This is a genomic window from Flavobacterium oreochromis, assembly GCF_019565455.1.
Lineage (GTDB): Bacteria > Bacteroidota > Bacteroidia > Flavobacteriales > Flavobacteriaceae > Flavobacterium > Flavobacterium oreochromis.
The window spans coordinates 3,256,679-3,279,941 of record NZ_CP067377.1 but is presented as its reverse complement, the minus strand read 5'-3'; the positions used below and the strand labels follow the sequence as shown (position 1 = coordinate 3,279,941).

The window sequence follows — 23,263 nt, the reverse complement described above, 5'->3', positions numbered from 1 at the left end:
TAATTTAATGAATGTCTCTTTTTGGATCTAAAGAAAATAAATGAGCCTTATGAAATGCTTTTTCAAGATAAATTGCAAGAATTATTGCAATCAGGATGGTATATTTTAGGAAAAGAAGTGACTTTGTTTGAAAAACAATTTGCTAGATATTGTGAATCTAGTTATTGTGTAGGAGTAGGGAATGGACTTGATGCAATAACACTTACTTTTTTAGCATATATAGAAAAAGGTAGTTTAAGTAAAGGAGATGAAATTATAGTACCAGCTAATACTTATATAGCTTCTATTTTAGGGATTATACAAGCGGGTCTTATCCCGGTATTAGTAGAACCTGAAATAGATACGTATACACTTGATCCTTCTAAAATAGAAGAAAAAATCACCTCTAAAACAAGAGGTTTGTTGATCGTTCATTTATACGGTCAATTAGCTCATATGGATGCTATTATGAAAATAAGTTGTCATCATAATTTGTTGGTCATAGAAGATTGTGCTCAGGCTCATGGCTTAAAGTTTAAAGGAAATCATACACGTACTTTTAGTTTTTACCCAGGTAAAAATTTAGGTGCTTTGGGAGATGGAGGGGCTATTGTGACAGATGATGAATTCATTGCAAAAACTATACAAAAACTACGTAACTATGGCTCTTCAAAGAAGTATTATAATGAATTAAAGGGTTTTAATTCTAGATTAGATGAATTACAGGCTGCATTTTTAAACATTAAGTTGCCAAAATTAGATTGTGATAATAATGCGAGAAGGAGGATAGCAGATTCTTATTTAAAAAATATTCAAAATTCTAAAATCATTCTTCCTAAAATTACAGCTATAACAGAACATGTATTTCATGTATTTGTTATTAGGTCTAAAGAACGTGATGTGTTACAGAAATATTTAGAGGATAAAGGAATTCAAACACTTATCCATTATCCTGTTCCACCGCATAAACAGGAAGGAATGAGTGAGTGGAATCATTTAAGTTTTTCTATAACAGAACAAATTCATGATGAAATACTTAGTTTACCAATAAGTCCTGTAATGAGCGAGGAGGAAGTGAATTATGTAATTAAAATATTAAATGCTTTTTAGTATTAATTTTACATTAATAAGTTTTATTAAATGTATTATTCTTGCTTTATATTTTTATAATTATGGAAGAAGAAAACCTAAATATTAAAAGTTATAATAAAACCTTCGTTAATACACTAAGTTTTGGACTTGTACAGTTTATAAATGTTGTAATTGCCTTATTTAAAGGTAAAATAATGGCTGTTTTTTTAGGACCTTCAGGTATTGCTTTAAATAATCTTTTTAATTCTACCCTAAATATTGTTTCTACTTTTAGTTTGTTTGGTTTAGAGCTAAGTGTTGTACGGGAAATATCAAATAATTTGGAATATGATGATAAAAAGGCGTTAGAAAAAAGTACTAATATTTCTATTTTATTGTTTTTATTTTCAGCTTTTTTTGGTGCCTTATTGACCTTAATTTTTGCTAAACAATTAAGTTTGTTTACCTTTAATTCATTTAGATATTATAATGAGTTTGTTTGTTTGTCATTATGTGTATTGTTTACGATTTTAGGAAAAGGTATACAAACTATTTTCAAATCCTTACAAATGATAAGAGATATTATTATCTCAAGTATCTATATTTCTATTTTTAGTTTTTTATTATCAAGTTTCTTCTTTTACACTAATAAAGAGCAAGGCGTCATTTATTCAATTTTAGGCTCAGCATTTATCAGTTTTATAATTTCATTTTTTTATTTACTAAAAAATAAAATAAAAGTAAATTTTAAATTGGATCGTACCGTTTTATTGTATGCTAAAAAAATTATACAGTTAGGTTTTGTTTTAATTATAGCTTCTCTTTTAGCCTTAGTTACGAATCAAATAATAAATGTTTTTATAGAAAAAAGAGGAGGTTTAAAGGATTTAGGGTTGTATTCAGCTGCTATTTCATTGACAACTCAATATGTAGGTTTTCTATTAACAGCATTAGCAACTGATTTTTTTCCTAGATTGTCTATGGTGTCTAAAAATAATGATAAAATTAAACAGTTAGTTAATGAGCAAACAGATGTGGTTGTTTTGTTAGTTTCTCCATTATTAATTTTATTAATAATTTTAGCACCTCTTTTAGTACAATTATTTTTATCTAAAGAATTTATTGATTCTGTTTTATTAATTCGATTAATTTCTTTTGCAACTTTTTTTCAATTAGTTTCTTATTGTATGGGATATATCTCTTTTGCTAAAAGTGATAAAATATTTTATCTTCTTTTTGAAGGTGTATATGGAAATTTAATTAAACTAGTGTTTTATATCTATTTTTATATCTATCATGGAATTAATGGCTTAGGATTTGCTTATTTAATTCACTTTTTTCAATACAATATATTAATTTATTTGATAGTTAAAAAACGTTATTCGTTTGAATTTGAGCGATCAATTTTAAAAAATAGCATCGTCATGATGTTTTTGTTAGCCATTGTTGTTTTGATATTTATTTGTCAAAAATCAACTTATTGGAGTTATATCGTATCTTTTTTTATATTCTTATTTAGTATAAAATATTCTTTTAATGAATTAAAAAAGAATAAGGTAGCAACAAATCCAATATTGAGTGATTTAACATATAGAATTAATAAATTTTTAAAAAAAGAATTTTAATTTATAAACGGAGATCGAAACCTCCGTTTGGGGCGGTAACCTAAAAAGAGGATTTTTATGATAAATCTTTTTTGAAATTTTATTTAATGGAGAAAAGATTAAGTTTTAAAAGGAGTAGACCATTTAGGATCAGTATATACATTAGTTCCAGATAATGTTTTTAAGAAAGCAATAACAGCATTAACCTCAGTTGTATTAAGATGAAGTTGTTGTCCAAAACCATTAGGTTTTAATTTGTTATCAAGATTAGGATTATTTACAGCAGCATGAGTTAAGTTTCCGTAATGACCTATAACTGCTTGTAAAGTTGTAATAACTCCTGTGTGCATCATAGGACTATTTACAGTTCCATCTGTTTTGACTAAATCTCTTAAGCTAGGGGCTTTGGTAATAGTAAAATCTGATCCACCATTAATAGATCCTCCTATACCATTATTTTTACTATTAGGATTTATGTCAAATTCTGGAGCAGCATGACAAGAAGCACAGCCAAGTCCTCCACTTATTCTATTTCCTGTGGCATCAAATGTTGAAGGTGTAAGAAATAAATTTTTCCCTACATTTTCTTGCGTTGTAAAGTTAGGAAATGATTGGTTGTCATTTGCAACAAGTGCTCTACCTATATCATATTTAGAATCAAAAGATTGTATACTTTTTACAAATTGAGCTAGAGCAAGTTGTATTTTTGTTTCAGTAATTTCTTCAGAACCATATACAAACTTAAAAAGTTCTTTGTAATAAGAAATTGTATTTAATTTACTTATTAGTGCATTAAAATCTAAATCACCATTTGTACCACTAAATCCCATTTCAGTATGATTTCTGATTGGTTGAGTAACTTGAAATTCTAGACTAGTAGCACGTTCATCCCAAAAAAACTTTGTTTCATTAGCAAAACGATTATTAACTAGTCGCATAGAATGTCTATCAGTAGTGCCATTAACTCCTTTACTTGCTAATTCAGTATCGCTAAAAGCGTTGATTTGCTGATGACAACTAGCGCAAGAAATAGTATTATTAGAAGAAAGATTTTTATCATAAAACAATACTCTTCCTAAAGTAGCCCCTTTATCAGTTATAAGATTTGAACCTGTGTTAGATTTAGTTATATATTGAGGAATTGTTTGATTAGCATAGTTATATAGATTGTTTAAGTCTATTTTATTGCTAAAAGTAGATACAACATTAGGATAAGCTTCTGTTGTTTCAGGGATTTTTAGATATGAGTTATTATTAGACTCACAAGCTATGCTAAAGATTGAGCATAATGATAAGTAGGTTAGTTTTTTCATGAGGTTTGAATTTTAGGTGATTAAGAGCTTTTAGTACTGTTACATATATGACTGAAGAAAAATAGAAAGGTTTAATTTTAAATTTAAAATCTTATAGAATAATATTAAAGTATTTTTATATTTGTTCGACCAAACAAATTATAATACATATTAAAAAAATAAAATGAAATTATTAGAAGGAAAAGTAGCTATTATTACAGGTGCTAGTCGTGGTATTGGTAAAGGGATAGCAGAAGTATTTGCTAAAAACGGAGCTAATGTAGCTTTTACTTATAGTTCATCTGCAGAAAGCGCATTAGCATTAGAAAATGAATTAATTGCGTTAGGGGTTAAAGCAAAAGGATATAAATCGAATGCTGCTGATTTTACTGAATCACAAAAATTAATAGATGATGTTTTAGCTGAATTTGGTACAATAGATATTCTTATAAATAATGCAGGAGTTACAAAAGATAACTTATTAATGAGAATGTCAGAAGAAGATTTTGATGCAGTAATAGATATAAACTTAAAGTCTGTATTCAATATGACCAAAGCAGTACAAAAAACAATGTTAAAAAACCGTGCTGGATCCATTATTAATATGAGTAGTGTAGTAGGAGTAAAAGGAAATGCTGGTCAAGCAAATTATGCTGCCTCTAAAGCAGGTATGATTGGTTTTACTAAATCGATAGCATTAGAATTAGGATCTCGAAATATTCGTTGTAATGCTATAGCTCCAGGTTTTATTGAAACAGAAATGACAGCTAAATTAAACGAAGAAGTGGTACAAGGCTGGAGAGATACAATTCCTTTAAGAAGAGGTGGTAAACCAGAAGATATTGCAAATGCTTGTGTGTTTTTAGCTTCTGATATGAGTGCTTATGTTACAGGTCAAGTATTAAATGTAGATGGAGGAATGTTAACTTAGTAGGTAATAACAGTTTTAGGAAATTAATACAATTTATAAACTGAGTCTTATTAACTGAACATCCAACACTTTTTAAAATATGTCGATAAATACAATTTTACTTTTACTTTTAGCAATAATAGTTTCTGCTGGAATTGCTTTTTATCAATATTTATATAAAGCCAATTACAAATCGCGTTTGTATTTGTTTTTGGCTTTTTTGCGTTTTGCTTCTTTATTTTTAGTTTTATTACTATTGATTAATCCAATTATTAGTAAAACTACTTATGAAACGACAAAAACCCCTTTACCTATAATTGTTGATAATTCAGAATCAATAGAATTTTTGAATCAAAATAAAATAGCAAAAGAGGTATCTCAAAAGATTTTTGAAAACTCAAAACTTCAAGAAAAATATCAAGTACAATTATTTTCCTTTGATCAAGATTTAAATATAAATCAACCACTTGACTTTAAAGGAAAACAATCAAATATTTATAAAGTTTTTGAAAATTTAAAGCAACTATATCGTACGCAAAATCATCCAGTAGTTTTATTAACAGATGGAAATCAAACACAAGGAAATGATTATGTCTTTAATATTCAGCAGAATACAAATGTTTTTCCTGTTGTTTTAGGTGATACGATTGAACATTTAGATTTAAAAATTAATCAATTAAATACTAATAAATACGCTTTTTTAAAGAATAAATTTCCTGTAGAAATATTTTTAAATTACACAGGTAATAAATCAATAAATGCTAATTTAAGTATACAAACAACTGATAAAACTATTTATAAACAGAATGTTTCATTTTCAGCTAATAAAAAATCAGAAATTATATCTGTATTATTAAATGCTGATAGAGTAGGAGTCCATACTTATAAAGCAGTTATCACTTCTAGTGAAAACGAAAAAAATAAAATTAATAATACTAAAAATTTTGCTGTAGAAGTAATTGATCAACGCACAGAAGTTGCTTTAGTATCTTCTATTGTTCATCCTGATTTAGGAGCCATTAGAAGAGCTATAGAATCCAATGTACAACGAAAGGTAACTTTAGTTAAACCAAAAGATATTAAAAATTTAGCAGATTTCAGTGTCTTGTTTCTTTATCAACCAAATTCAGAATTTAAATCTATTTTAGAGCAAAATAAAAGTAATAAGATTAATACTTTTATTATTACAGGACTTAATACTGATTTTAATTTGTTATCACAGTATTATAATCAATTTGACTTTAAGATATCTAGTCAAAAAGAGGATTATTCAGCTAATTTTAATAGTAATTTTAATTCTTTTTCGATTGATAATTTTGGTTTTGAACAATTCCCTCCTTTAGAAAATCCATTTGGAACGATTATATCTAAATCTAATGTAAATCCTTTGCTTAATGCGCGTATAAGAACAGTTTCTACTGAAAATCCTTTGTTAGCTTTTAGTGAAAGTGGTATTAATAGAAATGCTTTTTTATTTGGAGAAAATATTTGGAAGTGGCGATTAGAATCTTATTTAAGAGAGAAATCTTTTGAGAAATTTGATGTTTTTTTCGATAAAATGATTCAATATGTAGCTTCAAATTCTAAAAAGAAAAATTTAGTTGTAAACCATGAGAATTTTTATAATTCAGGTGAAACACTTATACTTTCAGCTCAATATTTTAATAAAAATTATGAGTTTGATGAAAATGCACAATTAACGATTCAGCTAAAGAATAACAATACAAAACAAACAAAGATATATGATTTTGTTAAGGGAAATACTGATTTTTCTGTTGCTTTTGATGATTTAGATGCGGGTAATTATAATTTTATAGTAAAAGAAAAACAATCAGGAACTCAGTATATAGGGGGATTTCATATCTTGTATTTTGATGCAGAGAAGCAATTTGTTAATGCTGATTTAATTCGATTAAAACAGTTAGCAGAAAATACAGAAGGACTTGTATATACTCCCAAACAAATACATGAACTTATTAATTATTTAGAAAAATTAGAAAAATATAAACCTGTACAAAAAGAAGTTGTTAAAAAGGCTCCTTTTATAGATTGGGTTTATGGATTAATTTTGTTAATAGTCTTATTAAGTACTGAGTGGTTTACTAGGAAATATAACGGATTACTCTAAATTTTATTATAGAGAAAAATCAAGTATTAAAGTTTAAAATTTATAGAAACCCAGTATAAAATCATATTAAATACTTCTAATAATTTTGTTATTTAATTTTAAATACTTGATCTAGAGTGACTTTTTTGTTATTTTTGGTGTATAATTATATGCCAAAATGTTTGATTTAAAGCCCTACAGTTTCGATTAGGTTCGCATCGCAACCAAAAGGTAATTTTCATAACTTTTGAAAAAAGAGATTCTTTAATTTTACCTATTAGATCTTTAAAAGGTAGTCGTTGGAGTCAATCGCAATTAGCTTGGTATGTTCCTGACGTACTTCAATATCGGAAATTTTTTGGTTTAACAATAGATTATCAAGTCAGTCAATTAATTCATTCTAAAATTTATCCAGATAATCAAATTGAACTTAACAAAATGGTTAATCAATTAAATTTGTTAGGTTATAGTCAAAGTACAATAAGATGTTATGTACAAGAACTCGCTCAATTTTTATATTTTATAAAGGATAAAAAAGCTAGCAAATGTAAACTTGAAGATATTACAGAATTTCTTTTGCACTGTTTAAGTGCTTTAAAATTAAAAGAAAATACAATTCATAGTAGAATTAATGGTATTAAATTTTACTTTGAAGAAATATTGAAACAACCAAAGATTGTACTTGAAATTCCAAGACCAAAAAAGCAATTAAAACTACCTAAAGCATTACATAGTACTGAAATCAAAGCTATTTTTAATGTCACAGAAAATTTGAAGCATAATACCATTTTAAAACTTTGTTATGGAATGGGGCTTAGGGTTTCAGAAATTGTACAATTGAGAATTTATGATATTGATAGTAAAAATATGAGAGTACATGTTCAAAAGGGAAAGGTAAAAAGATAGATATGTAAATTTACCAGAAAGTATTTTATCTCAGTTACGAAAATATTATCATGAGTACAAACCAAAGAATATTTATTTGAAGGGCAGTATGGAGGGCAGTATTCTATAAGAAGTATTCAAAAAATTTTTAAAGAAGCATTATGTAAAGCTGGTATTCGTAAACCTATAGGAATTCATAGTTTACGACATAGTTATGCTACTCATTTATTAGAAAATGGAACAGATATTCGATTTATACAAGAGTTGTTAGGTGACAATGATATAAAAATGACTTTAATTTATACAAAATTGACAGATATGAGTTTAAGAAAAATTATTAGTCCTTTAGATAACTTGTAGAAAAGTTATATATTTAGATGAAAAGATTAAAAACAATTTAAAATACGAAGTACATATTTTTAAATTGTTTCAATAATAACAATAAAAACGATTAAGATAGGTTCGCCTATTTATGAGTTAGCAGTAATACTACCAAGAAGAACAAAAAATTATGCCCGAAGTATTGAATTTACTATATGATTTATATTTAAAAGCAAAAAACAATGTTGCAAACTTTAAACATCTACCTGAAAAAGACATAAGAAGAAAACACATTGAACTTTTCCAAAGTGAAATAACAGTTGCTTACATAAATTATGATATAAACGTTCGTTTTTCAACAGAAAATAGAAACGAATTTTTAAAAATATTTAATGATGATATTATTCAAGCACAAAATTATTCATTCAACTTGACTCAAAATCTAAATAAAAATATTATTGATACAATACTTTTTCAAACAGAATTAATTTTTAGATTTTACTACTCAAAAATAACAGGATTAACTCCTGGAAGTGAAAAAAAATTTTTAAAATTATTGCAACTCTTTTTGATGATTCAGAAAATAATTGGCAGAATGAAGATTGCAAGTTTCTTGTATTGTTTTGGACTTTGCGAAACACAATTCATACTGGAGGAATATATTTTGTAAAAGAAGAAGGTCGAAAGATTGAATATAAAGGAAAAGAATATGTATTTGAATATGGTAAAAGTCCAGAATTTTTAAAAGATAATTTTTCTTTGAGCCTTATATCAGATATTATAGATGTTTTAAAAAATCTTTTTGAAAGACAAAATATCATTGATTTGGGATATATAGAGCATCCATCTTATTTTGCGTTAGGAAAATAAGTACTACTGCTAACAGCTAAGGTTTCGTTGCGTGCGAAGCAAGAACAATGAATTGTAATCACTGAACACCAAAACAAAATAGAAACTCAGTGAAGTAAACCTCTGTTGAACGGAACCGATTGCATTCCATCGACTCACTATGGGAATTTCGAACTAAAAGTTTAATGATATACAAGAGGCACTCTGTGCCTCTTTTTTGAAGTCTGTATTTCGGAAGTTTTTTATTGTTTCCCTTTGATACTGGGTATCAATACTTGTCTTCTAAGCAGGACAAATGTAACTGATTACGCGAGATTCCTTGGATGTGTTGTTTATTTAAAAATACGAAAAATCGATTTTTTAACAAACTATTTTGGCTATATTTGACAGGGTTTGTGAAGTTTTTTCACAGACTGACGTTGGCAGTAATTATAAAAAACGTTGTAAAATTTAATGTATCTATTAAAAAAACATAAAATGAAATTAATTGGGCTAATTATATTTGTCTTTTTTTTAATTTCTATAAATTATATTTTTTTCAACAAAACAGAATTCATTGTCCTTAATCACCTGACGAGAATTGACACTATTGAAAATAGAATTGATGAAATAATCTTAGTTAAAAATCATCCAAAATCCTCCAAAATCCTCAAATGAATTAAAACAAATGATATTAGATTTTAATTCAAAAAGACAAGTAAAATACGAGAATATTAGGCAAACTTTTATAAAAGAACACGATTATAAATTATTTCCTGCTTTATTTTTAAGTGAAAACTATAGTTATGATGATATAAACACCAAGTCAGATAAACTTGATAATATTGACTTTTTAGCTGAACGATCAAAATATATAAATTGGAATAAAGTAATAATAGACACTGTAAGATGCTTTGTGGGGAAATATGACTATTATAAAAAATAAAACCTACTTTTAATAGCGGTTTGCCAAGAGGGAGAATTTTGTAGTAAATTCACGTTTACATTTCACAAGAAATATTATATTAGCAGAAAGAACTCGGTCACGAGTCCGCCACTTCATGAAGCCACAAGACGTTAGCAGTAATTGTATAAAAACGAAATGAAAAATAAACTTTTACATACATTTTTGATTATTACTTTGATTTCTTGCAATAAAAATGGAAAATCTGAAATAATTGAAAATGATAAAGCAAAAAATAAAACTGTATTTAAGCTTGATTTTTTTAAAACTATTCCCGACACGATTGACGGATGCGGAGATTATTTCACACTCGAAAATGAAAAATCAGTTGATCAGAATTATATATTTCTATCAAATCTATCCAGTTTTGCAATTATAAAAGTTAACGGCAAAAACGTGTTTTTGGAAAAAGACACAATAAATAGTAAAGAAATTTCTAAAAACGAATACATAGAAATCTACAGCGGAAATGGATATAAAGCAACTTTAAAAACCAAAATGATAAAACAATATGATGAAGGAGGATTTTGTAAAGGAACTTTAAAAATAAACAATAAGTCCGAAGAAATCGAATATAAAATCAAGGGAGAATTTGGCTGCTGAATAACAACTACTGCTAACAGCTAAGGTGTATTCATTCGTTTATATTGTTTTTTTATAGGTATTCATCATCACTCCGTGGGTCGTTGCGTGCGAAGCACGAACAATGAATTACAATACTTCGTCAATTTGCCTATGGCTCGGGTTAATGAACACCTATGAAAAATATAAAAATAGTGAAGTAAACCTCTGTTGAACGGAACCGATTGCATTCCATCCACTCACTATGGGAATTTCAAACTAAAAGTTTAATGATATAAAAGAGGCACAGAGTGCCTCTTTTTTGAAGTCTGTATTTCGGAGTTTTTTATTGTTTCCCTTTGATACTGGGTATCAATACTTGTCTTCTAAGCTGGACAAATGTAACTGATTACGCAAGATTCCTTGGATGTGTTGTATTTTAAAAATACGAAAACTCGATTTTTTTAACAAACTATTTTGGCTATATTTGACAGGGTTTGTGAAGTTTTTTCACAGACTGACGTTAACTGTAATTTTTCGCCGAACGAAAAAAAGAGGATTTATTTTTTAATTGTTACCAAATTTTGGTAACTTTACGAAAAATATTTAAAATTATGGGACGTAACACATCTGTTTCTTTAGGTAATTATTTTGAGACTTTTGTTGACAACAGAATCACTGAAGGTAGATTTAAAAACGCTAGCGAAGTTATTCGTGCTGGTCTAAGATTATTAGAAGAAGAAGAAAACAAAATAATTGCACTTAAAAAGGCAATTAATGAAGGAATTGAAAGTGGAATTGTAAAAGATTTTAATCCAAAAGAGCATCTTGAAACATTAAAAGCCAGAAAAAGAAATGGCTAAATATTTCCTAACTAACAAAGCTCTTGAAGATTTATCAAAAATTTGGGATTATACATACGAAGTCTGGTCAGAAAAACAAGCAGACAAATATTATTTTGAACTCTTAAATGACTGTCAAGAATTAGCAGAAAATCAAATATTGGGTAAAAATTATGAAGAAATAAAAAATGAAGTTTTCAGTTACCAATCTGGTAAACACCTAATTTTTTACAGAATTTTAAATGCTCACGAAATTGAAATAACTAGAATCTTACATTCAAGAATGGATTTAAAAAATAGAATTCAAGAATAAAACTACAGTTAACAGCTAAGGTTTCGTTGGGCTCGAAGAGCCAATAATGAATTGTAATCACTGAACACCAAAACAAAATAGAAACTCAGTGAAGTAAACCTCTGTTGAACGGAACCGATTCAATTTCATCGACTATAGGAATCTTGAACCAAAAATTTAATGATATACAAGAATCTGTTTCAGAGGTTTTTTTAAATGTTTTCCTTCATTTTTTGGCATACTAACTTATCTTCTAAACTGTATAAATGTAACTATCGTACGAGATTCCTTGAATATGTTGCATCATTAAAAACACAAAACCACTTCTTTTTCTACTAATTATTTTAGCTATATTTGGCTGATGCTGTGAAGTTTTTTCACAGACTGGCGTTGGACATCATTATACACTAAAATATAGACAAAATGAACGATACTTTTACAATTGACGATTTGCAAGATTTATGGGGAAAAGTTAGTATTTTACATAGTGGACAAACATATGGCGGACAAAATCCTGGCCAAAAAATTGAATACATTAATCATATAGGAAGTGTTGTGTTTGAAATAATTAATGCCTCGAAAAACACATCAGAATTTAATTTCGAACTTGCTATAAAATGTGCACTATTACAAAACAACTTTATTAGTGTAAAACAATTAATTTTTTTAAATAAAATTATATTAAACTCATGTATTTTAAGAATGATTTGTTCTATCTCAAGTCTAATTCAAAAAAGAAATTACTATTTAGCTTTTCCTGCTATACAAATTACAATTTCACCTTTTGGAGGTTTTGTTTCAAAATGTTTTAATACTTCTTCTGCTTTACCTCTTACTGTTTCTTCGTGAAGTTTAGAAAGTTCTCTAGAAACACTTACCAAACGATCAGGACCAAAATATTGAACAAATTCAGTTAATGTTTTAATTAATTTATGAGGTGAAACATATATAATTATCGTTCTGGTTTCCTCAGTTAATTGTAAAAAACGGGTTTGTCTTCCTTTTTTATCAGGTAAGAAACCCTCAAAAACAAATTTGTCATTAGGTAAACCACTATTTACTAATGCTGGGACAAATGCTGTTGCGCCAGGTAAGCATTCTACTTCTATACCATTTTCTATACAAGCACGTGTTAATAAAAACCCAGGGTCAGAGATGGCAGGAGTACCAGCATCACTAATTAATGCTATATTTTGCCCTGTTTGTAAGCGTTGTACTATTTGATCAACTGTTTTATGTTCATTGTGCATATGATGACTTTGCATAGGAGTAGTAATTTCGAAATGTTTAAGAAGTTTTCCACTCGTACGCGTATCTTCTGCTAATATGTAATCTACTTCTTTTAGAATTCTTATAGCTCTAAAAGTCATATCTTCTAAATTACCAATAGGTGTAGGAACTATGTATAATTTACTCATTTTTTAAATTCATTTTATCTAGTTGAAATAAATTTTAGTTTATTTACTAAAAATATTAATTAATCAACTGTATTTTGTTATAATGAAAGCAAACAGTCGGAATAATTTATTCCGACTGTTTAGATGTATTTAATGTATTAAATTTGTAAAATAATATTATACAAATTTACTTGTTATATATTCCATAAAGCGTTCTTCATAATCCTCACGCCCTAACCAGTTATTATAATCTGGTTTTACCATTTCTTCTATAAAATCCTTAGCTTCTTGATAACTTTTAAATGTTTCTAGTTGTGATAAAACACGATTTAAATCTTCTGTACTTCCATCAAATAAATGTTTCTCAAATGCCATACGATCATTTAATGATAGGCCAACGGATCTCGAAATTTTGTCATTTAAATTACTTAAAGGTTTTTCTATTACACGTTCAAAAGTAATTTCATTGAAATTAGGCATAAAATCTGGAAAAATTTCTTTTACAGGTGATGTGTTTATTTCATTAACTGTATTTTTTATTTCGTTTATTTTTTCATCTGATTCTATATTTATTTTTTTCAGAAACGGATTTAGAATGTATTTGATTAAGAAAATCATCTATAGATATATTTTCAATTTCTTCTTTATTTTCAATTATTTGTGGAATAATTTCGATCTCTCTATTAAGATCTATTTTTTCTTGGTTTGTTATAGTTTCCTCAATTTGGAGACTTGATTCTTGAAAAGTTTCAATGGGTTGATTTTCAGTAATTTCTTCTTCTTCTTCTTCTAGTTCGGCTATTATTACTTTATTATCATAATCAAAAGTACGTTCTAGTTTTTCTTCTATTTGTTTTATTCCAATAGTAGGTTGTATATCACTAAAATTTTCTTCAACAAATAGTAAAACAGAAAGTTTTTCATATAATCGTTGTGCCTCACGATGTAATTCACGTACATCTTCTTTATGCTTTAATTGTAAAACTTTATGGGCAATACTAATCAATTCGGCTTCCAATTTCTTTTTCATTGCGTTTAAATTTTTAGTGATGAAAGAATTAAAATTTATTAATAACTTTATCAGTTAAGCTGTAAAACAACCAGTCTTTTTTAATAATTTTGCGAGTTACAAAGTAATAAAAACTATTCATTTTTATCATTATAAAATTAAAAAATGTTTTTAGAAAATACAGTAAACCCAAAAGAACAGTTTGGATGGATTGAAGTAATCTGTGGATCAATGTTTTCAGGAAAAACGGAAGAATTAATCCGTAGATTAAAAAGAGCTCAGTTTGCTAAACAAAAGGTAGAAATTTTTAAACCAAGTATTGATACACGCTATGATGATGAAATGGTAGTTTCTCATAATAAAAATGAGATTCGTTCAACCCCTGTGCCAGCAGCTGCTAATATTCGTATTTTAGCTCAAGGTTGTGATGTAGTGGGTATTGATGAGGCGCAATTTTTTGATGAAGAAATAGTATCTGTTTGCAATGATTTAGCAAATGCAGGTGTAAGAGTAATTGTAGCTGGTTTAGATATGGATTTTAAAGGAAATCCTTTTGGTCCTATGCCAGCTTTAATGGCTACGGCAGAATATGTTACAAAAGTACATGCGGTATGTACTCGTACAGGAAATTTAGCGCATTATAGTCATAGAAAAACAGCTAACAACAGTTTAGTACTTTTAGGAGAAAAGGAAGAATATGAGCCTTTAAGTAGAGCCGCTTATTTTAATGCTATGCGTAATAATATTGAAGTAGTTGATGAACAAATTATAAAGAAAGAAAAGGATAAATAATGGCTCTGATACTTAAACAAATTGTAACAGCATTGTCGTGTGAATTTATAGAATTAGACAGTTCTATTTTAATTAATACAATTTCAGTAGATAGTCGATCACATCAGAATGCAGAATCTACACTTTTTTTTGCTCTTGTAGGACCCCATCATGATGCGCATCAATATATAGAAACTTTAATAGCACAAGGAGTAAAATCATTTGTAGTACAAACAGTTGATGAAAAATGGTTAGGTAAAGCTAATTTTTTAAAAGTAGTAGATACCTTAGAAGCTTTACAATTATTTGCTGCTTATTATAGAAGTTTATTTTCATTTCCAGTAATAGGAATTACAGGTAGTAATGGCAAAACAATTGTAAAAGAATGGTTAAACTTTTTGTTAAGTCCAGATTATACAATTATAAGAAGTCCAAAAAGTTATAATTCACAAGTTGGAGTACCTCTTTCAATAATAGGTATTAATGAAATGCATAATTTAGGAATTTTTGAAGCAGGAATTTCTACTGTTAATGAAATGCGTAATTTGCAAAAAATAATTCAACCAACTATAGGGATTTTAACTAATATTGGTTCAGCTCATGATGAAGGTTTTTTAAATATTTCTCAAAAAATAAGAGAAAAATTAAAACTTTTTGATAAGGTTGAAGTTCTAATTTTAAATAAAAGTCAAGTAATAGAAGACTGTTTAAATAAGTCCATAAAAACTTTTACATGGAGTACAGAGGATAAAAGTGCTGATGTATTTTTTCAAAAAAAAATTATTGGTCAAAATACTATTTTTACCCTTTTTATAAGGATTTTAGTTTTAAAATACAACTTCCTTTCATAGATGAAGCATCATTAGAAAATAGTATACATTGTATTTTAACAATGTTGTATTTAGGGTATGATCAGGATATAATTCAAGAAAGAATAGCTGAATTGTATCCTGTAGAAATGAGGCTAAAAATCAAAAATGGTATTTATAATTGTACTCTAATTGATGATAGTTATAGTTCTGATTTTGAGTCACTAAAAATTGCTTTAGATTTTTGCAAAATCAGAGACAACATAAAAAAGAACCCTTATTATTTCAGATATTTTTCAATCAGGATTACCTGATGAAGAGTTGTATTCTAGAGTAGCACAGCTTATTGTATCGAATAGGATTACAAGAGTTATTTGTATTGGAAGTACAATTACTAAATTTAAAAATTTATTTTTAAATACTATTTCTTTTGAATCAACAGCTTCTTTTGTTAATACCTTTGATACTCTTGATTTTTCAGATGAAACTATTTTGATTAAGGGAGCTCGTGTTTTTGAGTTTGAAAAGATTGTTTCCTTATTAGAGGAAAAAAAGCATGAAACTGTTTTAGAAATTAATTTAAATTCCTTAAGTCATAATTTTAATTATTATAAAACTAAAATAAAATCAACAACCAAAATAATGGGAATGGTAAAAGCTTTTGGTTATGGAAGTGGAAGCTTTGAAATAGCTAAATTATTAGCACATCATAAAGTTGATTATTTAGGGGTAGCTTTCGCAGATGAAGGGATAGAATTGAAAAAAGCAGGAATTGAAGTTCCTATTATGGTTATGAATCCTGAAATGACAAGTTTTAAATCAATTATTAAACATGGGTTAGAACCTGAAATTTATAGTTTACGTGGTTTAAAAGCTTTTATAAAAATTTTAGAAGAAAAAAAGAAAGAGCAATATCCTATACATATTAAGATTAATACAGGAATGAATCGTCTAGGATTTGATGAAGAAGTAATTCCAGACTTAATAGAGGTAATTCAAACTAATAAATGGATTAAGATCAAAACAATTTTATCCCATTTTGCTGAAAGTGATAATGCTATTGATAAAACGTTTAGTTTAAAACAAATACGATTGTTTGATATTCTTTCCAATCAAATTATCAATGTTTTAGATTATAAACCTATCCGTCATATTTGTAATTCTTCTGGAATTAGTAATTATCCTGAAGGTGAGTTTGATATGGTTCGATTAGGAGTAGGTATGTACGGGGTTTCTAATGATTTAACTGAAATGAAATATTTAGAAACAGTAGGAACCTTAAAATCTGTTATTTCACAAATTAGAACATTAAAAATAGGTGATACCGTTGGGTATAATCGTCGTTTTGTTGTAGAAAAACCAATGCGTATGGCTGTAATTCCAGTTGGTTATGCAGATGGAATATCTAGAAAATGGGGGAGAGGAGTTGGTTATCTTTTAGTTAATGGTCAAAAAGCACCTATTTTAGGAAGTATTTGTATGGATATGCTTATGATAGATGTAACAAATATAGCTTGTGCAGAAGGAAATGAAGTAATTATTTTTGGAAAAGATTTGCCTGTAACAGTTATAGCTACTGCTATTGACACTATTCCTTACGAGATATTAACAGGTATTTCACGTCGTGTGTCGAGGATTTTCTACAGAGAATAATTCTTAACTTGTTATTTAAATTTTAGTTTTGTAACTTTAATTAACTAAAAAAACAATTACAATTATGAGTATTATTTCTGAATTTAGAGATTTTATAGCAAAAGGAAATGTAATGGATCTTGCGGTAGGAGTAATTATTGGTAGTGCTTTTAGTGCTATTGTAAACTCTTTGGTAGCAGATGTTATTACTCCTGCCTTATTAAATCCAGCTCTAAAAGCTGCACAAGTAGAAAATTTAGCTGAATTAAAAACAGACGGAGGAATTTTATATGGTAAGTTTTTAGCAGCTATTATTAGCTTTTTGGTTATTGCTTTTGTTATTTTTATTTTAGTAAAAAGTATTAATTCATTAAAGAAAAAGAAGAGGCTGCACCAGCATCAGCTGCGCCAGCAGGTCCTACACAAGAAGAATTATTAATTCAAATTAGAGATTTATTAAAAAAATAGTTAAATAAAATTTCTTTTAAACTTATATAAAAACCTCAAGTATTTTGCTTGAGGTTTTTATTATTCTATTTTATAACAAATTTGTTACATCTATTCTTTTTATTACTTTTACCCTCTAAAATATTATAGAATTATGTCAACAGCTAAAAGTGATTACAAAAGAGTAACTACGAAATCGTTATTTGATATGAAAGCCAAAGGTGAAAAAAATTTCAATGCTAACTGCATATGATTATACAATGGCTAAAATTGTGGATTCATCAGGTGTAGATGTAATTCTTGTAGGAGATTCAGCTAGTAACGTCATGGCAGGTCATGAAACAACATTGCCTATAACATTAGATCAAATGATCTATCATGCTTCTTCAGTTGTTCGTGCGGCTCAAAGAGCATTAGTAGTTGTGGATTTACCTTTTGGATCTTATCAATCTGATTCTAAAGAAGCATTACGTTCTGCTATTCGAGTTATGAAAGAAAGTGGTGGTCATGCTGTAAAATTAGAAGGAGGTAAAGAAATTAAAGATTCTATAAGAAAGATATTACAAGCAGGTATTCCTGTAATGGGACATTTAGGACTCACACCACAATCTATTTATAAATTTGGAACATATACTGTAAGAGCCAAAGAAAATACAGAGGCAGAAAAATTAATAGAAGATGCAAAACTATTAGAAAAAGTAGGCTGTTTTGCTTTAGTTCTCGAAAAAATACCAGCGCATTTAGCTCAAAAAGTAGCAGAAAGTATTTCAATCCCTGTCATAGGAATTGGAGCAGGTAGCGGAGTAGATGGACAAGTACTTGTTTTACATGATATGATCGGTATGACACACGAATTCAGTCCTCGTTTTTTACGTAGGTATATGAATTTATATGAAGAAATGACACAAGCTATAGGGCAATATGTAGCAGATGTTAAAGCTGTAGATTTTCCAAATCCTAATGAACAGTATTAAGAGTATATAACTTATATTTATAGTAAAATTGCATAAAAGTAGTATTTTAATAAATAACTAAATATTGTTTTTTTACTATAATTTTTATCATTGAAAAATGAAAATAGTTTCAGATAAGAATAACCTAAATGTTCTGTATGAAGATAATCATCTAATTGTAATTAATAAACGGGTAGGTGATATAGTACAAGGGGACAAAACGGGTGATAAGCCTTTGTCAGAGGTAGTAAAGGAATATATCAAGGAAAAATATAATAAACCTGGGGAAGTTTTTTTAGGAGTAGTACATCGTTTAGATAGGCCTACAACGGGAATTGTGCTTTTTGCTAAAACATCAAAAGCATTAAGTAGACTTAATGATCTTTTCAAAAATAGAGAAACCCAAAAAACCTATTGGGCAGTAGTTAAAAATAAACCAGACCAAAAGGAGGCAACTCTTATACATTATTTGAAAAGAAATCCTCAGAAAAATACATCTAAAGCCTATATAAAAGAAATCCCGGATAGTAAAAAGGCTATTTTAGATTATAAAATTATAAAAGAATTAAATAATTATTTTGCTTTAGAAATAAATTTACAAACAGGACGACATCACCAAATACGATCACAATTAAGTGCTATTGGTTGTCCTATAAAAGGGGACTTAAAGTACGGATTTGATAGAAGTAATATAGATGGTGGAATTCACTTACACGCACGTAATTTACAATTAATTCATCCAGTATCAAAAGAAAAAATTAATATTATAGCTCCTGTACCTGACGATGTTATTTGGAAATCAATAGAATAAAATATTACTATGTATACCGTAACCCAACGAAAAAAAGTTTTAAAAAAGTTACTAGATAATCTAGTAAAATATGAAACTGATATGCAAGAAGCCCTATATAAGGATTTTAAAAAACCTTATTTTGAAAGTATGGTTTCAGAAACAGAATATATTATTAATGAATTAAGATATACAATAAGGAAACTAGATTCATGGGCAAAACCCAAAAGAGTATTTCCATCATTACTTAATTTTCCATCAATGGATTATTTGTATTCTGAGCCATATGGTAAAATTCTTATTATCAGTCCTTGGAATTACCCTATTCAATTAGCATTTTCACCGCTAATTGCAGCAGTAGCAGCAGGCAATAAAGTAACATTAAAACCTTCAGAGCTTACTCCAAATTGTTCTTCTATTATTTCTAAAATTATTAGAGAGTCTTTTGAAATAGAGCAAGTAGTTGTAATAACAGGAGATTATACTATTGCGCAAGATTTATTAAGTAAGCGTTGGGATTATATTTTTTTACAGGAAGTGTATCAGTAGGAAAAATCGTAGCTAAAGCAGCAGCAGAACATCTTACTCCTGTTACATTAGAACTAGGAGGAAAAAGCCCTTGTATAGTAGATCAAACAGCAGATTTAAAGTTAGCGGCTAAAAGAATTATATGGGGAAAATTATTTAATGCTGGACAAACTTGTATTGCTCCTGATTATTTAGCAGTTCATAAAAGCGTAAAAGAAAAACTTATTCCTTATTTAATAGAAGAAATAAAAAAAGCATTAGGAGATACTATAGAAAAATCAGATGATTTTGCTCGCATCATTAATCTAAAAAATTGGAAACGTCAACTGAATTTACTAGAAAATCAAAAAATATTATTTGGAGGTCAAACAACTCAGGCTGATCTATATATAGCACCAACTCTCTTAGATGAACCAACTTTAAATAGTTTAGTTATGCAAGAAGAAATATTTGGTCCTATTCTACCAATTATTTCTTATACTACTGAAGAAGAATTATATAATCTTATTAATCATTTTGAAAAACCACTCGCTTTATATCTATTTACAACAGATAAATCTTTTGAAAAAGAATTGCTTTCTAAATTCTCTTTTGGGGGAGGATGTGTTAACGATACATTGTCACATTTTTCTAATAAAAATTTACCTTTTGGAGGAGTAGGACAGAGCGGTATTGGAGCCTATCATGGTAAATTAGGCTTTGAAACATTTTCACATCAAAAATCAATAGTAAAAAAATCAAATTGGATTGATTTACCATTTCGATATGCACCTTATAAAGGTAAATTTAAAATGGTAAAAAAAATCTTAAAATGGCTATAATTAAAAATGAAAAAATTTAAAAAAATTGACTTATATCAAGTAATTAAAGAAAGTATAGAATTGTATAAAAAAAATATATTTCTTGTTGGATTTGTTTTTTTAATTCTAACAATTGTATTAGTTAGTTTACTTAATATTGGGATTAAAACACTGTATAAAGGAGATGGTTTATTAGAATATTTAAAACATTTTAATCCTGAAAAATTTTCAATGCAAGCTAAATTTTTATATTTATTAGCAGTAAGTATAATTGTTGTTTTAGTTGCACCTTTTAATGCAGGAATCTTAAAAATGATGAAAGATGCTCAAGAAGGTAACAAAATGAGTATTAAAACTTTTTATTATTATATTAACAGTCCTTATTATTTTTCAATAGTTCTTGTTACTTTGTTAATTAGTGTATTAGGTTTATTTTTTACTATAATTCTAGAAGGATTAATAAGTAATGATATTCTTAGAAACTATTTTTCATTTTTTACTTCTGCATCTACTTCCATACTTACTTTTACAGCACTACCAAATGTTATTTTTAGCGATTTAAAACCAATGGATGGAATAACTAAAAGTTTTAAAGATTGTTTTTTTAATTTTGGTAAAATATTTATATTAATTATTGTATCAGTAGTTTTTGGCTATTTAGGATTTTTTGCTTTTTTTATAGGAATCTTTTTAGTTTTCCATTTTACTTTGCGATACAATATAAAGTATATGATGAATTAAAATAAAGAGTATTTATCATTTACTACTCAAGAAAGTTTAGACAGATTTAAATTTAATTTTTTATTATAATGAGCTCGATATTTTTTATCGGGCTCATTTCCTTTAAAATAGACTTTATTTTTGCTTTTATAATAACCTATATATTGTTTTATTTTATTCTTTTAATTATTTAATATAGTTGTTTTTTATGGGCTAATAATTAAAATGTAATAAATATAATATATAAAAAACCCCGAAAACCCCTTTAAAAACAAGTAATTAGGCCTAAAAAGGCCTTTTTTTTGTTTAATTCAAATTGTGCAAAAATGTATAATTAATTGACGTTTAATTACCTGTTAATTATTCTTTAAATACTATTTAAACCCTGTTATTTTCCGTTTTAGTTGATTAACTGCTACATACTACTATATACAAGCAGTTAAGCCCTAAAAATGCCTTTAAAAACCCTTAATATTTATCAGGTTTTAATACCAAATCGTTATAACCTAAAAAAATAACGATTTGTGTCATTTTCTACATTATTTACTACTCTATTTACTACAAATGTGTGTTTTATTTTATAAAACACGGCTTGATTAAATGCAAAAAACCGGATTTTTAGCAACAAAACGCAGAACTCACGCAAGATAATTGCATTTACTCTATAAAATAAAAACAATTTAACTTATTGAATATCAGTTATTTATATTAATAATAATACTCTTTATTTTATAAAATGTTAGTGAATAATCTAAATATTTAGAGTTTTTACTCTAATCTTATAACTCCAACAACTAACGCGAAGCCGACAATCTCCTCTTTTGGCACTTCAAACGGATCATAACTTTGATTGTCAGAAATCATGCATAAAGTATTATCAGTTGAGCCCTTTTTTACTCTCTTGATAATAATACCTTGATTTTTTGTTGCTATAACGTGGGTTTTATTCCATTGTATGAAAGAGCTTTCGTTTATCACAGTACAGGCCACAATATCCCCGCTACTATATTTCGGATACATACTACTACCCTCAACCTCAATCATAAAGTCAATTTTTTTGGTTTTAAATTTTGGTATTACGTAATAATCTCTAACATCTTGATTTGATATTGAAAAAGTCGAGTTTCCAAATCCACCAATTGCCGTTACTGCAACTAAAGGAATTCCGGTTACAACACCATTTGCAGGTATTGCGATATTTCCCTCGCTTTTAGTCATAGCACCTTTTCCCATAAGTAACCAATCGGGGCTAATATCCGGGTATGTATTGAGTATATTCTCAATTTTAGACGCCCCAACATCCTTTACTTTGTCTAAAAAGCCATTCGAAAGACCGGTTTCATTATAAAATTTATTCTTACTAATTCCTTTAAAATCAATTATTTGCAGAATTCTATCAACAATCATTTTGTTAAATTTAGATTATTTACTCAATTTTATTTTTTTATATAGAATACACTCTATGTATTTGCTACATAATAAGAAACAATTAAAGCGATGAACAAAGGTATCACAAAAAACAAGAAATACACGTATAGCCCTGAAATTATTTCGGCTTTGGTTGTAAAACACGGTTTTAGCGCTCAATACATTAGACAATGTTTAAGCGGCAATAGAGAAAGTATAACGGCTGATACAATTCGTAAAGAGTACAAGGGATTAAAAAGTGAGTTAGATAAAACTCTAGATAAATTCAAAAAAAAGCTAAAAAGCGAATTGTACTAAAAACAAAATCAATTAAAAACGATTTA

The 23,263-nt window shown here is 27.7% G+C and carries 21 protein-coding genes and 4 pseudogenes; 20 read left to right on the top strand and 5 right to left on the bottom strand.

The window, feature by feature from the left end:
• Positions 1–21: 21 nt before the first annotated feature.
• Together JJC03_RS15785 and JJC03_RS15780 are read left to right on the top strand one after the other, a co-directional pair.
• Positions 22–1,089 carry a DegT/DnrJ/EryC1/StrS family aminotransferase gene (locus tag JJC03_RS15785; RefSeq protein WP_309597691.1) on the top strand — a complete coding sequence of 356 codons (1,068 nt, stop codon included), beginning with the start codon at positions 22–24 and terminating at the stop codon, positions 1,087–1,089.
• A gap of 62 nt (positions 1,090–1,151) precedes the next feature.
• Entirely contained in the window at positions 1,152–2,675 is a 1,524-nt protein-coding gene (locus JJC03_RS15780) for an oligosaccharide flippase family protein (protein WP_235873661.1), read from the top strand.
• Positions 2,676–2,773: 98 nt separating this feature from the next.
• Here JJC03_RS15780 and JJC03_RS15775 read toward each other — a convergent pair whose 3' ends face one another.
• Positions 2,774–3,967 carry a cytochrome-c peroxidase gene (locus tag JJC03_RS15775; RefSeq protein ID WP_235873660.1) on the bottom strand — a complete coding sequence of 398 codons (1,194 nt, stop codon included), beginning with the start codon at positions 3,965–3,967 and terminating at the stop codon, positions 2,774–2,776.
• 163 nt (positions 3,968–4,130) lie between these two features.
• Here JJC03_RS15775 and fabG point away from each other — a divergent pair, with 163 nt between their 5' ends.
• The 9 genes and pseudogenes from fabG to JJC03_RS15730 all read left to right on the top strand — a co-directional run bounded on the left by fabG (position 4,131) and on the right by JJC03_RS15730 (position 11,677).
• Positions 4,131–4,877 carry a 3-oxoacyl-[acyl-carrier-protein] reductase gene (fabG, locus tag JJC03_RS15770; protein ID WP_088398838.1) on the top strand — a complete coding sequence of 249 codons (747 nt, stop codon included), beginning with the start codon at positions 4,131–4,133 and terminating at the stop codon, positions 4,875–4,877.
• Positions 4,878–4,956: 79 nt separating this feature from the next.
• On the top strand, positions 4,957–6,984 hold the full coding sequence (locus JJC03_RS15765) for a hypothetical protein (protein WP_235873659.1): 2,028 nt from the start codon (positions 4,957–4,959) through the stop codon (positions 6,982–6,984).
• Positions 6,985–7,401: 417 nt separating this feature from the next.
• Positions 7,402–8,208: pseudogene (locus JJC03_RS15760) on the top strand (tyrosine-type recombinase/integrase).
• 151 nt (positions 8,209–8,359) lie between these two features.
• On the top strand, positions 8,360–8,839 hold the full coding sequence (locus JJC03_RS15755) for a hypothetical protein (protein ID WP_235873658.1): 480 nt from the start codon (positions 8,360–8,362) through the stop codon (positions 8,837–8,839).
• Positions 8,800–9,039, top strand: a complete 240-nt coding sequence (locus JJC03_RS15750) for a hypothetical protein (protein ID WP_235873657.1) — start codon at positions 8,800–8,802, stop codon at positions 9,037–9,039. The genes JJC03_RS15755 and JJC03_RS15750 overlap by 40 nt, the downstream gene beginning before the upstream one ends.
• 646 nt (positions 9,040–9,685) lie before the next feature.
• Positions 9,686–9,943: a hypothetical protein gene (locus JJC03_RS15745; protein WP_088445486.1), complete on the top strand. Its 258-nt coding sequence runs from the start codon at positions 9,686–9,688 to the stop codon at positions 9,941–9,943.
• Between the two features lie 156 nt (positions 9,944–10,099).
• On the top strand, positions 10,100–10,564 hold the full coding sequence (locus tag JJC03_RS15740) for a hypothetical protein (RefSeq protein WP_103715650.1): 465 nt from the start codon (positions 10,100–10,102) through the stop codon (positions 10,562–10,564).
• 572 nt (positions 10,565–11,136) lie between these two features.
• Positions 11,137–11,385 carry a type II toxin-antitoxin system ParD family antitoxin gene (locus JJC03_RS15735; protein WP_088445072.1) on the top strand — a complete coding sequence of 83 codons (249 nt, stop codon included), beginning with the start codon at positions 11,137–11,139 and terminating at the stop codon, positions 11,383–11,385.
• The gene (locus JJC03_RS15730; protein ID WP_088445073.1) at positions 11,378–11,677 is read left to right on the top strand and encodes a type II toxin-antitoxin system RelE/ParE family toxin; all 300 of its coding nucleotides are present in this window, start codon (positions 11,378–11,380) and stop codon (positions 11,675–11,677) included. Before JJC03_RS15735 ends, JJC03_RS15730 begins: the two co-directional genes overlap by 8 nt.
• A gap of 722 nt (positions 11,678–12,399) precedes the next feature.
• On the opposite strand, the gene rsmI is transcribed toward JJC03_RS15730, so the two are convergent.
• From rsmI to JJC03_RS15715, 3 genes are all read right to left on the bottom strand, one after another.
• Positions 12,400–13,074, bottom strand: a complete 675-nt coding sequence (rsmI, locus tag JJC03_RS15725) for a 16S rRNA (cytidine(1402)-2'-O)-methyltransferase (protein WP_088398844.1) — start codon at positions 13,072–13,074, stop codon at positions 12,400–12,402.
• A 156-nt stretch (positions 13,075–13,230) separates the two neighbouring features.
• Entirely contained in the window at positions 13,231–13,671 is a 441-nt protein-coding gene (locus tag JJC03_RS15720) for a DUF8457 domain-containing protein (protein WP_235873656.1), read from the bottom strand.
• The gene (locus tag JJC03_RS15715; protein WP_235873655.1) at positions 13,607–14,083 is read right to left on the bottom strand and encodes a hypothetical protein; all 477 of its coding nucleotides are present in this window, start codon (positions 14,081–14,083) and stop codon (positions 13,607–13,609) included. Before JJC03_RS15715 ends, JJC03_RS15720 begins: the two co-directional genes overlap by 65 nt.
• Positions 14,084–14,227: 144 nt before the next feature.
• Here JJC03_RS15715 and JJC03_RS15710 point away from each other — a divergent pair, with 144 nt between their 5' ends.
• From JJC03_RS15710 to JJC03_RS15680, 8 genes and pseudogenes are all read left to right on the top strand, one after another.
• Positions 14,228–14,854, top strand: a complete 627-nt coding sequence (locus JJC03_RS15710; RefSeq protein WP_088398846.1) for a thymidine kinase — start codon at positions 14,228–14,230, stop codon at positions 14,852–14,854.
• The gene (locus JJC03_RS18380; RefSeq protein WP_258931989.1) at positions 14,854–15,684 is read left to right on the top strand and encodes a Mur ligase family protein; all 831 of its coding nucleotides are present in this window, start codon (positions 14,854–14,856) and stop codon (positions 15,682–15,684) included. The genes JJC03_RS15710 and JJC03_RS18380 overlap by 1 nt, the downstream gene beginning before the upstream one ends.
• A 279-nt stretch (positions 15,685–15,963) precedes the next feature.
• Positions 15,964–17,295 (top strand): alanine racemase, encoded by a 1,332-nt coding sequence (gene alr / locus JJC03_RS18375; RefSeq protein ID WP_258931988.1) that lies wholly within the window; start codon positions 15,964–15,966, stop codon positions 17,293–17,295.
• Positions 17,296–17,359: 64 nt separating this feature from the next.
• Positions 17,360–17,742, top strand: a pseudogene (gene mscL, locus JJC03_RS15700) (large conductance mechanosensitive channel protein MscL).
• A gap of 133 nt (positions 17,743–17,875) precedes the next feature.
• A pseudogene (gene panB / locus JJC03_RS15695) lies at positions 17,876–18,695 on the top strand (3-methyl-2-oxobutanoate hydroxymethyltransferase).
• 97 nt (positions 18,696–18,792) lie between these two features.
• The gene (locus JJC03_RS15690) at positions 18,793–19,485 is read left to right on the top strand and encodes an RluA family pseudouridine synthase (protein ID WP_088398850.1); all 693 of its coding nucleotides are present in this window, start codon (positions 18,793–18,795) and stop codon (positions 19,483–19,485) included.
• A 9-nt stretch (positions 19,486–19,494) separates the two neighbouring features.
• Positions 19,495–20,813 (top strand): annotated as a pseudogene (locus JJC03_RS19315) (aldehyde dehydrogenase).
• Positions 20,814–20,819: 6 nt separating this feature from the next.
• Positions 20,820–21,533: a hypothetical protein gene (locus JJC03_RS15680; protein ID WP_235873654.1), complete on the top strand. Its 714-nt coding sequence runs from the start codon at positions 20,820–20,822 to the stop codon at positions 21,531–21,533.
• A 747-nt stretch (positions 21,534–22,280) separates the two neighbouring features.
• On the opposite strand, the gene JJC03_RS15675 is transcribed toward JJC03_RS15680, so the two are convergent.
• Positions 22,281–22,919: a S24 family peptidase gene (locus tag JJC03_RS15675; RefSeq protein WP_235873653.1), complete on the bottom strand. Its 639-nt coding sequence runs from the start codon at positions 22,917–22,919 to the stop codon at positions 22,281–22,283.
• 90 nt (positions 22,920–23,009) lie between these two features.
• Between JJC03_RS15675 and JJC03_RS15670 the strand changes: the two genes are divergently transcribed.
• Entirely contained in the window at positions 23,010–23,237 is a 228-nt protein-coding gene (locus JJC03_RS15670) for a hypothetical protein (protein ID WP_235873652.1), read from the top strand.
• The last annotated feature ends 26 nt before the right edge of the window (positions 23,238–23,263 follow it).